This window comes from Pleurocapsa sp. CCALA 161, assembly GCF_003003995.1.
Taxonomy (GTDB): Bacteria; Cyanobacteriota; Cyanobacteriia; order Cyanobacteriales; family Xenococcaceae; genus Waterburya.
In genome coordinates this window covers 1-11,436 of the sequence record NZ_PVWF01000130.1, presented here as the reverse complement: position 1 = coordinate 11,436, position 11,436 = coordinate 1, and the positions used below count along the sequence as shown (strand labels likewise).

Sequence of the window (11,436 nt, the reverse complement as noted above, 5' to 3'; positions counted from 1 at the left end):
GCTGGCTTCAGATGAGGCGAGTTATGTTTCGGGAGCCGTTATTCCTGTGACTGGCGGACAGCCAATTATTCCCTGATGAGATCGAGGTTAGGCAGATGACACAAACGAATTTCGACAGGCAGGAGTTGGATCGGCGCGATCGCTTGTCTGACATGAAGCACCGACCACCGCACCGAAAAACCTACCAAACTACGACGAAGCCACTCATTGTTACGCCAACCTTCGTTTCTCGTGCCGATAATACGGCCTGGGCGCACCGACCGCACGACGACGGGTTTACCCTTAATCGTCATGGCAAACCTGTCGAGAATCCATCTGTTGAATCTTCGTCCATCGCCCTTGAGCCGACTCCGAACCTTGCTTTCGAGCATTGGGACGAGTACTGGCGAAAGGTTCATGGTCCTAAGTTCGCCTACGAAGAGCCAGGCAGTACGACGGAGCTTCGTTCGTAGATGAAGCAAGTTCAGAGTACTGGACAGCGGTGAACTATAACGTGATCAATCGCCTGCTGCCAGAGCTAGCCACCGAATGGCACAAGGGATAGCTCTATCATCACCGTTCCCGTCAAAGTCAATTGATTGAATCTTACAACTATTATGGATGGACACCAAAATGGAAACTTCAAATCAAACCATTCTCGTAATCGGTGCGACTGGCAACCAAGGCGGTGCGGTGGCGCGTCATCTTCTGCAACACGGAAGTTTCAGAGTTCGTGCCTTTGTGCGTGACCCAAACAAGCCCACCGCCCAAGCTCTTAAGCAAGCAGGTGCAGAACTCGTAGTAGGAGATCTCAACGATCGCGCTTCCCTCGATCGCGCGTTACAAGGTGCCTATGGCATTTTTTCAGTGCAGGACTTTCAAGGCGGACTAGACACTGAAATCCGTCAGGGCAAGACGGTAGCAGACGCGGCGAAAGCAGCAGACATCCAACATTTCGTCTACAGTTCGGTGGGGAGCGCAGAACGCAGCACAGGCGTTCCCCATTTTGATAGCAAGTTTCAAGTCGAAGAATACGTTCGAGCGATCGAGTTGCCTTACACAATTCTACGTCCGGTTTTCTTCCTTTATAACTACAACGCGATGCGATCAATGATTGAAAATGGGACACTCTCTCAGCCGCTCAGTCCAACAACGAAACTACAGCAACTGTCTGAAGAGGACTACGGGGTAGTAGTTGCCGAAGTATTCGAGCGACCTGAAGCGTTTATGAAGCGCGAAATCGAAGTTGCTAGTGTGGATATGACGATGCCAGAAATCGCTGCTGCGTTTAGTCGCGTTTTGGGAAGACCTGTCAACTATCAACAAATTCCGTTTGAAGCGTTCGAGCAGCAAGCTGGAGCGGAAATAACAACTATGTTTCGCTGGTTTGAGAACGTTGGCTATGCAGCGGATTTGACGGAACTGAAGCGCACTTTTCCTGTGCTGAGCGATTTTGAATCTTATTTGCGCGATCATGATTGGGCAAAACCAGTGGCAAGTCAGTCGGGCAAATAAATCACTCTCAGCAAACGCCGATTAGTAAAAGCGGCAGCACAAACACATTTGAGGACATCCAATATGATTCTGGTAACTGGTGCCACGGGAAGCAATGGAATCGAAATTGTGAAGCGAATGGTGGCGCAAAACGCTACCATTCGGGCGATGGTTCGCGATCGCACTCGCGCGAGTGCGATCGCTGCCCCCACTGTAGAACTTGTACAGGGCGATTTTGATCGACCAGAAACGCTGCTCGGTGCGCTGGCTGACGTGGAACGGGCATTCCTCGTCAGCCAGCGCACCGAGCGGGTGGAAGCGCAACAACTCGCATTTGTCGATGCTGCCAAACAAAGCGGTGTCAAACATCTGGTCTACCTGTCGCAGTTCGATACCGATGCCAAATCACCCGTGCGCTTCCTGCGGTATCATGCCGCCGTCGAAGCGGCGATTCAAGCATCCGGTATGGCATACACCTTTCTACGCCCCAATCTATTTATGCAGGGCATCTTAAACTTCCGATCCACAATCGCGACACAAAACGCCTTTTATGCAGCCGCAGGCGATGCAAAAGTGAGTGCAGTAGACGTGCGCGACATTGCCGAAGTTGCCGTAGCCGCACTCACAGAAAGCGGACACGAGGGGAGGATCTACGATCTCACGGGACTGCAAGCCCTGACTCATGCTGAGATGGCAGTGCAGATCTCTACGGCGATCGGTCGTCAGATTACGTTTGTCGATGTCTCGCCCGAATCGATGCATGAATTTTTACTGAGTGCTAAATTTCCGCTCTGGCAAGTGGACGGACTACTGGAGGAATATGCCCACTATCGGCGCAATGAAGCTGCCGCAATCAGCTCTGGCGTGCGGGACGCGATCGGCAAAGAGCCACGGAGTTTTCAGACCTTCGCCCATGACTATGCCCCCATGTTTAGCCCCAATGTTTAGGTGAGATCATATAGCTCTGTTTATTCATAAAATTCGCTATATCGATTGCTACAACATGGAGTAAGAACCGTTAAAACCAGAATTGAAGTAAGGAGTAATTGAGATGGAAAATAACAAGGTTGCCATTGTCACAGGAGCATCGGGAGGCATCGGGAGATCCGTTGCAATTCAACTCGCCCAAGACGGCTTCGCGGTTGTAGTACATTATTCTGGCAATGCTGAAACAGCAGAAAAAGCTGTCGCTGAAATTGAGTCCGATCGTGGACGAGCAGTCGCGGTGCAAGCGGATGTATCGAGTGTTGCTGATGTAGAGCGGCTCTTTCAGGAGACGTTGGACAAATTTGGAGCAATCAATGTTGTCGTACATTGTGCGGGCATAATGCCCCTGACCCGGATTGCCGATGGCGACGTTGAGGCGTTTGACAAAGTAATTGCCACGAACTTACGCGGTACTTTCCTGATCTTGGCACAGGCGGCTCAACATCTATCCTCAGGCGGACGCATTATTGCACTCTCCTCTAGCGTGATCGCAAAAGCACTGCCAACTTACGGTCCCTATATCGCTTCCAAAGCAGGGGTTGAGGGATTAGTTCACGTCCTCGCCAATGAATTACGGGGTCGCAACATCACTGTAAACGCGATCGCGCCAGGGCCAGTTGCAACAGATCTCTTCCTCAAGGGCAAGACCGACACAGAAATTGAGCAGTTAAGCAAAATTCCTCCTCTAGAACGTCTTGGTCAGGCAGAAGACATTGCTCCTGTGGTGTCTTTTCTGGCGGGCGATCGGGGTAGCTGGATAAATGCTCAAGTGGTGCGTGTAAATGGCGGCTTTGCATAAACGTTTGCACAAAAATCATACACTCCCGTCGTCTAAAAAACCACTTCATGCAAAGCATTTTTATTCAATATATTTACCTCATCTCGATCATTCTCGGATTGGTCACGATCGCCGATAAGCTAAGACTAGCTTACCCGATTGTGCTGGTATTAGGCGGACTTGCGCTGAGTTTCGTCGCTCCGTTTTCAAATATCACCATTAACCCAGAGCTAGTTTTCCTGATCTTTCTCCCGCCTTTGCTCTATGAAGCTGCGTGGCAAGTCTCGTGGAAAGAATTCTGGAAATGGCGAGGGATAATCATCGGTTTTGCTTTTCCCATCGTCATCTTAACGTCATGCGTGATTGCAGTGGTCTCCAGTGCGCTGATTCCTGGCTTTACGTTAGCGCTAGGCTTTTTGTTGGGTGGCATTATCTCACCGCCTGATGCCGTTTCCGCCACGACGATCATGCGGCGGGTCAACGTGCCGAAATCGCTGGTCAGTCTGATCGAAGGCGAAAGCCTGCTCAACGATGCCTCGTCGTTGATCGTGTTTCGCTTCGCGTTGGCATCAGTCCTCACCGGACGGTTCCAATTTCAAGCCGCCGCCATTAACTTCGTTGTCGTTATCTTAATGGGAATAGCGATCGGACTCATTGCGGGATTGATGTTTTACGCCGTTCATCGATTATTACCCACAACGTCCAGCATTGAGATCGTTTTAACACTGATCACACCCTACTGTATGTATTATTTTGCCGAACACTTTCATGTTTCGGGCGTGCTAGCAGTTGTCAGTGGTGGACTGTTCTTATCCAGCAAGCGCGATCGTTTGCTGAGTTACCGCAGCCGGATTGAAGGCGTAAATGTATGGAATAATCTAGTCTTTGTCTTGAACGGGTTGATTTTTTTGTTCATCGGTCTCGAATTGCCGTTTGTCATCCGACAGCTTGGGATCATTAGTTTAGGCAGTGCCATTGGGTATGGATCGATCATCGCGTTCGTGCTGATTGTCACCAGGCTGCTTTGCACACTAGGAACGTCTGTTCTGATGAAATTCATGAGCCGCTTTATCCCGGTGTCAGACCCAAATCCAGGCTGGAGAGGTCCGCTGGTTTTCGGCTGGGCAGGAATGCGGGGTGTGGTCTCGTTGGCATCCGCACTTTCCGTCCCGATCCTCACTGAAGCAGGACAGCCGTTTCCCTATCGTGACCTCATTCTCTTTATCACGTTTATCGTCATTCTAATCACCCTTGTTTTTCAAGGATTAACGCTGCCTTGGCTGATCCGCAAAGTACACCTCAGAGATAGGTTCACTCTCATCCCCGAACAACAGCAAGAAATCATCATTCAGAAGAAATTAGCGCAGGCTTCGCTCCGATTCCTGGAAGAAAAATACGGCGCAGAGCGATCGCGAAACGAGCATTTGGATAATCTGTTCTCGAAGCTTGAAATCGATCTGAAGTTTTTTGCTCGCGAACTCGAAGAATCAAATCTCGTCTGGCAAAATTCATTAAAAGACTATCAATCCATTTACCTGGAAATGCTAGAGCGACGACGAGAATTACTGAACAAAATGAATCGCCGTGCTGAGTTTGACGAAGCATTGATTAGGAAGTATCTGTCATCGATCGACCTGGAGGAATTCAAAGTCCGGAGGATAGTTTAAATTGTCCGAACCATTGGTTAAATATTCTAGTTCTAAAAGTGCCAGTAGCTTTGACTCTAAAAGTGTCAGATAGGGAGTTTTAAGCTTCGCCAACCCATTAAGAACCCAAAGTGCTGCTTCATCCAATTTACCCGTTTCATATAACTCAGTCATGCGAACACCCAGATTCTCCATCTGCTTGCATTCATCGGTCGAATATCTCAAAGATTTAAGATTTTCGGGTCGCAGAAGATATTCACTATTCCAAGTACTAACCAAACAGCTAAACTCATAAACCTCACTCACAATACACCAACAGCCACTTTTACCCCGCAGCTCAGGATTATCTTTCGCCATAATCTGGCAAACTTCCCCGACTCGAAAAGGTACAGGTGCTGAAGTTTCATCCTTAATGCGCCGTACCACATTTTTAACAATCCGTCCCGTCGGCACTTTCCCTCCTGCCTCTTCTACAGCAGTCTCCCAAGCTAAGGGTTGTGACTCCCTCTCGAGTTGACTTAAAGGTTGTACTTGACCCTCTTTAGTTGGCAAAACGGGCATATCAAGCACCTGGGGCGACCCCAGGTGACTTGCCCTAATGTGTAAAAATTTTGCACATTTTTCAATGAGATTGTCGTAAATCTGAGCAGCCTCAATCAACTGGTAAGGACGACGGCGAGTATAATCAAAGCGATCGCGACAGTACTCTTCAAAAGTATTGTGAGTAGAACGATATAATCTCCTATCTCTTAACTCCATTAACGCCATCCCAGCTTCATAAAAAGCCCTTTCTACTTTTCTTTCTAGTGAGTTGCGATCGCTTTCTTCTGAGACCGTAAGGGGAGCGATGGGTATTACTGCTAGTTCGCTACTCGTACTTGAAGCAGATTTTCTTCTCTTTCGCCATTGCTTTTTGGAACGCGCCATCTATTGTTTCTCCGATGATGCTTGAATTATTTTACCCCGTAATTACCATCAGAGAGATGCCCCAATTAACACTCAATAACGAAAATATAGGGATTTCCTCCAAAATAGCTCTTGGAAACATATCTTCTCAAGACCTATTTTAAGTGCCATTTATAAAGTATCAAAACAAAGAAGGGAAATAGCGTTCGGCAACTTCTATCGGAAAATTAAGTCTTAAGGGAGAACGAATCGCATCGGCTACCACTAACCCCGATTCTATGAGCTTGTTTTGCAAATTACGAGCCTGTCTTTCTTTATAGCCGACAATTTGCGGTACGCGATTTTTAGCAATCTCTCCTTCTAGCCAAAGCTGTTTTAATAACAAGAAAGAATTAGGTAACAAATTACCCAATCTAACCTGTTCTTCTACATATATCTCCATACGATTTAGTATTTTATTTGGCTCGATTAAAGATGACATAAACCGAATTTGATCCAAACAAATATTGAGAAAAAAATCACAAAATTCGATTAACCCCCTGGTAGTCAGATTTCCTCGTCCGTCAAGATCATTCCAACGTGGCGAGTCTGCTAATGCCAAAAACTTTTTATAATCGTCAATATTACGAGATAAACCCCTGGCTATAGACCACAAACTATTGCCGATGCCAATCTCTTTTAAATAACCATGAGAAAACAAACGACTTACTCGACCATTCCCGTCGTAAAAAGGATGTATCCACAGTAATCTGTGGTGTGATGCTGCTGCTGCAATAACAGCATTAACAGTAGATAATTTAACTGGATCGTAACCCTGTTTAAATCGAGCCAGAAAAGAGGAAATGGCAGGAGCAGAAATAGCTATATGTTTGCCAACGATGACATTTCCATCTCGATAATGTCCAGGTATGATCTCGACAACTTTCGTTCCTTCTTTATTCTCAACATTAAGCATCGATCCAGGTAAATGACTGGCAAACTCTTGGTGCAACCAACAGATTCTTTCTTCTGAAACAACTGTCCCTGGTGCTAAATCTAAGTCAATTTTTTCTTGTACCTTAATATGGGCGATCGCTTCTAACTGCAAATTTTTGGTTCGCACATCGTTAACAAAATCGTTATTTAAGGCTTTTTCAATATCTGTCGGCAGTGTTCGATGTCCCTCGATTAAATTGCTGTAATAACAATTCATCGAGCGTACTAATTTCCCTAATTCTTGCCTGACAATAGGGTGGACACTTTGATTCAATCCTTCTGCTGCGGCAATTATTTCTGATGCCAAATCTTCTAATTTTTTGTGACCAACAGGAGGCATCAGTGGTTCAAGTAAAGAAATTGATTCAAGCATTATTGCCGTTATCTAAATTGCCTTGATTATTTATATAGTCTATATTATAGCAAATTGACATATTAATTTTTGCCGTTTTGATTGCCGTCTACCGCTTGAAGCTGAAAAAAAAATTGTGATTCCGTAATGTGTAAAATTTTTGCACATTAAATTTGCGATCGCTTTCTAACAAAGTCGCTCGCAAATGCACTCGTAATGAGATGATAATTAAGAAACTCTAAAAAAACAATTGTGAGTTATCTGCTCTATTCCCAAGCAGAACAACACGGACATCTCAAGGGTTTGAGACAACCTCAAACCCCGTGTCCTCTTAAATTACCACAACCAGTTCCCGTTACCCTTCATCCCGCCGCAGTTTACCTCAGTTCGTTAAGTGAAGGGTCGCGTCGTTCGATGCTGTCTTCTCTCAATGCGATCGCTCGTCTCTTGACTGAGGGGGAATGCGATGCTTTTTCTTTAGATTGGTCAAAATTACGCTATCACCACTCCGCAGCCGTCAGAACCGCTCTCAAACAAAGGCTTGCTCCGACTACTACTAATAAGATGTTAGTTGCTCTACGCCAGGTACTAACGGTTGCCTATCGTTTGGATTTAATTGAGGCATCTGATTATCATAAAGCCGTCGATATTCCTAATGTTAAAGGAACAGGAAAACTTCGAGGTCGGGCTTTAAGTACTAGCGAAATAGAAAGTCTAATTGAATGTTGCTACGAACAAGGAGGCGCAATCGCCATAAGGGATGCTGCGGTGATTGCCATTCTGCGTTGTGGTGGTATTAGGCGACAGGAAATAGTTCAGTTGAAGCTAGATGATTTAGATTTAGCAACGGGAGAATTAAGCATCCGTCGGGGAAAAGGAGGCAAATTTCGGCTCGTTTATCTGACTAAAGAAGCTATAGGCATGATTGAAGATTGGTTAAAAGTTAGGGGAGATACATCAGGAGCATTAATCTGTCCCGTTAATAAAGGCGGAAAAGTAATCTTGCGTCACTTTGCTAGTGATGGAGATGGGATATACAAGTTAGTCAAAGCTAGAGCTATAAGTGCGGGAGTCAAACATTTTTCGCCTCATGATTTCAGGCGTACTTTTTGTAGCGATCTTTTAGCAGAGGGTGAAGATGTGTTTACGGTACAGGAATTAGCAGGTCATACTTCTCCTGCTACTACTGCTAAATATGACCGTCGTGGTGAAGGCAGAAAACGTAGGGCAGTTAAGCGATTGAAGTTTAGATGATCTTAAATGCCACAAAAAATGACTTCTGGGGCAGGGTAGCGTAACTTACCTGTACTCGAATCTTCTTTATGAGTAATGTACTCCACTGGTCCAAGACCACCACCAGTACCTCTGTCAAAAAACTTAACTAGCACGATGATTTTCAGAAAATTCAAAGTTGAGGAGGGAGCGAAATCAATTCAGCTTGATATTATCTCTACCGTACAAGTTTCAATTTCCAAGATGCTCTGTAATTTTTTATCGTTGGTAAGTAGGGGAACATCTAATTTTAAAGCAGTGGCCGCAATGATAGCGTCTGGTACTTTGAGGTTGTATTTTTTTCGTAAGAAGATCGTTTCTGTTTTTATAGAGTGCTTAAGTTCGACAACCGTTACCTCAGCCAAAAAATTTTGAATCGTTTTAATTTCGTCGGCTTGAATACTGTGATAAGAAAGCAGTTCAATCTCAGTGATGATTGATATGACGTACTGCTTCTTTTCTAAGGGCTTTTGTAAGCGACCGCCCAGATAATATAGCACCACATTGGTATCGAGAATCAGAAAGGGGCTACCACTCACTGCGGATACGTTCTTGAAAAATGAGGGGATCTTCGGTCAAGGTGATCGTTCCCGCGTATTGAGCCAAACGGCTTGCAGGTTTGGCATTCTCAAGGATTTTTTTGAGGTCATTCTTTGGCAGTGTCCCTTCTCCAGAAACTTTATAAGATACCGTAAGCTGTATATCCTGGTTAATAATACCTGTAGGAATATCCATATCTAGATGCACCATGCCATCCGAGCCAGTATGGGTTTGAATGTATATTTCTTGTTCAGACATAGTTGCTTCTTCTATCGGATGTAACGCCACAGCACGCTCGCCACTAAAGGGATGCCCACCAACTTAAAATATAGAGTTTTTGTAAATTAATGGCAACCATCGTCAAAGAGATCTCTCCTTCAAAAATTCAACGTCGAAATCGCGCTTTCTGTTTGCTGCTCCGTCACCGCCAGATACTGCTCCAAAGCTGCCAGGAAGCGATGCCTTGAAATGGCTTGAATGTGCCGCAAAGGGTCGAACAAGATACACTCATTTCGATTATTTATTATCACTCTTGACAAAGATTTAATTCCTGACAGTTTACCAGTACTTCTTTGCCATAACTATCTCTAATTTTGGCAACTATTCCAGTAGTTGCTTGTACAATCCATGTTCCTTTAGCTTTTAACCATTCAACTATTGACCCTGGTTGAATAATATTCTGAGCTTCTCTTTCAACTTTTATGTCCATCGACTGAGATAAATTATTATCTTTTCCTATAGTGGACACGGAATAAAAATTAGTATTCGGCTCTACTTGGGTTAAGGCACTATCTCTTCGCAACCAGGATTTAAAAATCTCTGAGCGACCATCATTGGGAGGCTCGAAGATATAAACTCGTTCTCGCTGACCTCTTGACCCCAAACGACCGATACAGATAAGCTTGAGTCCTAACAAACTGAGCAGCTTCTGAACTATTTTAATTGGCGTATCTGATTCAACGATGGTTAAACCAAGAAAAGTTTTAAATTCTCTTTGATTTGCCTTGGCTAATTCAGCAATCAATTGTAAATTGCGATCGCTACCTCGATACTCAACTAAGGACGCGATGGGCGAGGACACCTCGCCCATTTCAGCCGTCCGTCCTGGTTGAAGTAAGCCAACTATTAAAGTCTCTAACAATCGCAGTGGGGTAGACAACAAACTACGATTAAAATCTGGCAACCATAAACGATTTCTATTTGTATGAGAAATCGCTCTTAATTGTCTTAAATCTCGTTCAATTAAATAAGGTCTACCGACGGTAAGGTAGTAGTGAGAAAGTATTTTACTGTACCAACCTTCATCATCTTTAGCTACTAATTCAGGAGTAATCGATACATCATCGCCATATCGCCTGACCAAGTTTCCCTTACGTTCACTCCATCTTTCTTCTTTAGTCTTAGCACGTTTATCTTTTAATTTCTGATACTCTGAATCAGTAGGAATAGGTGCGTCAGCTACCTGAATACATTCAGCTTGATATTTAGTTTCGGCTACTTGTTTTAGTTGTGATTCCACTTCGGCAGCAGAATTTTTGTCTTCAGCTTGAGTTTGGTTCGGAGCGGTAACAAAATGTCCCTCCCCAATCAAACCCTCAACAATTGAGTGGCGATAGTTCTGCATAGTCAGGTTAATATAACAACCTCTTTTCGCCCAGGTATTTAAGGATTCTGGCTGGAAATTAGTATCTAGATCTAAGTCTAATAGAGAGGAATCAGCAGCCTGTAGTAACCGAATATTTTTGATAGCTTTATTTTTGGTGCTGGCAATCAAAGCTTTTTTAACAGTAGCTCCATTACCCACCATACATTTATAAAAACCCCGTTTGGCAGCCCAAAGATAGCGAGGGACATTGGCACGGATGCGAGCCAATACTTGACGAATTGAATCGGCTGTTTGTACCCCTTGGGCGATCGCCCAGACGGAATCAAAATGTGGAACTTGTTTGATTTGTCCCAAATTAGTTTTAATTCCTTGTAGTAATAATTGAAAGGCTACAGGAATTTCTGAGTAACAATTATCTGTTCTTTCGCACTCAATACTTACTCCCGTTTCAATCGAAGGGGAGGCGATCGCCAGATCGTAGTTCGGTAAGATTTCATTGAGATGAGCAATGCACCCATAGGCTCTATGGGATGGATCTGCTACTGTCTCGGAGTCAATGCGAAGTATTCTTTTATCTGGAAATTGTTGCTCAAGATAAGATTCTAAATTTTGTGTTCCCCATTTTGACTTGAGTTTTTGCGCCGAACAACTAATAAATGGTCTGCCACCAGCTTGAATATGATTAACTAAATCTCTCACCAGACGAGCAGGATTTTTCTCTTCGTAGTTATGAATAGTCCAACGTTGTTCAATAGGAGGTTTCCAGTCGTTGACAATAACAAAAGGTTCGATATGAAAACTGGCTAGGGAACGAATATAGTCAATAGAAACATCAGATAGATCTGCATCGGCTAGATAGACTTTACCATCGCCTGAAAGATTGTTTTGAATCAGGTTTTTA

At 44.5% G+C, this 11,436-nt stretch carries 12 protein-coding genes; 5 read left to right on the top strand and 7 right to left on the bottom strand.

Features of this window, described 5'->3' with window-relative positions; all coding sequences use genetic code 11:
* Positions 1-65: 65 nt before the first annotated feature.
* Positions 66-257, bottom strand: a complete 192-nt coding sequence (locus tag C7B62_RS25470; RefSeq protein ID WP_146132163.1) for a hypothetical protein — start codon at positions 255-257, stop codon at positions 66-68.
* A gap of 343 nt (positions 258-600) precedes the next feature.
* Here C7B62_RS25470 and C7B62_RS21315 point away from each other — a divergent pair, with 343 nt between their 5' ends.
* The 4 genes from C7B62_RS21315 (at position 601) to C7B62_RS21300 (ending at position 4,905) form a co-directional block, all read left to right on the top strand.
* Complete coding sequence (locus C7B62_RS21315) at positions 601-1,494, top strand: NmrA/HSCARG family protein (protein ID WP_199194312.1); 894 nt, start codon at positions 601-603, stop codon at positions 1,492-1,494.
* 63 nt (positions 1,495-1,557) lie between these two features.
* On the top strand, positions 1,558-2,421 hold the full coding sequence (locus C7B62_RS21310; RefSeq protein WP_106242029.1) for an SDR family oxidoreductase: 864 nt from the start codon (positions 1,558-1,560) through the stop codon (positions 2,419-2,421).
* 103 nt (positions 2,422-2,524) lie between these two features.
* The gene (locus tag C7B62_RS21305) at positions 2,525-3,259 is read left to right on the top strand and encodes an SDR family oxidoreductase (protein WP_106242027.1); all 735 of its coding nucleotides are present in this window, start codon (positions 2,525-2,527) and stop codon (positions 3,257-3,259) included.
* Positions 3,260-3,306: 47 nt separating this feature from the next.
* Positions 3,307-4,905 carry a Na+/H+ antiporter gene (locus C7B62_RS21300; RefSeq protein ID WP_106242024.1) on the top strand — a complete coding sequence of 533 codons (1,599 nt, stop codon included), beginning with the start codon at positions 3,307-3,309 and terminating at the stop codon, positions 4,903-4,905.
* On the opposite strand, the gene C7B62_RS21295 is transcribed toward C7B62_RS21300, so the two are convergent.
* Both C7B62_RS21295 and C7B62_RS21290 read right to left on the bottom strand, forming a co-directional pair.
* Complete coding sequence (locus tag C7B62_RS21295; RefSeq protein ID WP_106242021.1) at positions 4,861-5,811, bottom strand: hypothetical protein; 951 nt, start codon at positions 5,809-5,811, stop codon at positions 4,861-4,863. The genes C7B62_RS21300 and C7B62_RS21295 overlap by 45 nt on opposite strands.
* Positions 5,812-5,971: 160 nt before the next feature.
* Positions 5,972-7,138 (bottom strand): Fic family protein, encoded by a 1,167-nt coding sequence (locus C7B62_RS21290; protein WP_106242018.1) that lies wholly within the window; start codon positions 7,136-7,138, stop codon positions 5,972-5,974.
* 231 nt (positions 7,139-7,369) lie between these two features.
* Here C7B62_RS21290 and C7B62_RS21285 point away from each other — a divergent pair, with 231 nt between their 5' ends.
* Positions 7,370-8,371, top strand: coding sequence for a site-specific integrase (locus C7B62_RS21285; RefSeq protein WP_233220092.1), 1,002 nt, complete (start codon positions 7,370-7,372; stop codon positions 8,369-8,371).
* Between the two features lie 2 nt (positions 8,372-8,373).
* On the opposite strand, the gene C7B62_RS26935 is transcribed toward C7B62_RS21285, so the two are convergent.
* From C7B62_RS26935 to C7B62_RS21265, 4 genes are all read right to left on the bottom strand, one after another.
* Positions 8,374-8,505 (bottom strand): hypothetical protein, encoded by a 132-nt coding sequence (locus tag C7B62_RS26935; protein ID WP_255414075.1) that lies wholly within the window; start codon positions 8,503-8,505, stop codon positions 8,374-8,376.
* Between the two features lie 45 nt (positions 8,506-8,550).
* Positions 8,551-8,928, bottom strand: a complete 378-nt coding sequence (locus C7B62_RS21280; protein ID WP_106242016.1) for a type II toxin-antitoxin system VapC family toxin — start codon at positions 8,926-8,928, stop codon at positions 8,551-8,553.
* Complete coding sequence (locus tag C7B62_RS21275) at positions 8,918-9,217, bottom strand: hypothetical protein (RefSeq protein WP_233220090.1); 300 nt, start codon at positions 9,215-9,217, stop codon at positions 8,918-8,920. Before C7B62_RS21275 ends, C7B62_RS21280 begins: the two co-directional genes overlap by 11 nt.
* 238 nt (positions 9,218-9,455) lie before the next feature.
* A partial coding sequence (locus C7B62_RS21265; protein WP_370304120.1) for a plasmid replication protein, CyRepA1 family occupies positions 9,456-11,436 on the bottom strand: 1,981 nt, incomplete at its 5' end.

Coding starts and splice junctions, on each gene's coding strand:
- C7B62_RS21315 (WP_199194312.1), top strand. CDS start 601: ATGGACACCAAAATGGAAACTTCAAATCAAACCATTCTCGTAATCGGT.
- C7B62_RS21310 (WP_106242029.1), top strand. CDS start 1,558: ATGATTCTGGTAACTGGTGCCACGGGAAGCAATGGAATCGAAATTGTG.
- C7B62_RS21305 (WP_106242027.1), top strand. CDS start 2,525: ATGGAAAATAACAAGGTTGCCATTGTCACAGGAGCATCGGGAGGCATC.
- C7B62_RS21300 (WP_106242024.1), top strand. CDS start 3,307: ATGCAAAGCATTTTTATTCAATATATTTACCTCATCTCGATCATTCTC.
- C7B62_RS21295 (WP_106242021.1), bottom strand. CDS start 5,811: ATGGCGCGTTCCAAAAAGCAATGGCGAAAGAGAAGAAAATCTGCTTCA.
- C7B62_RS21290 (WP_106242018.1), bottom strand. CDS start 7,138: ATGCTTGAATCAATTTCTTTACTTGAACCACTGATGCCTCCTGTTGGT.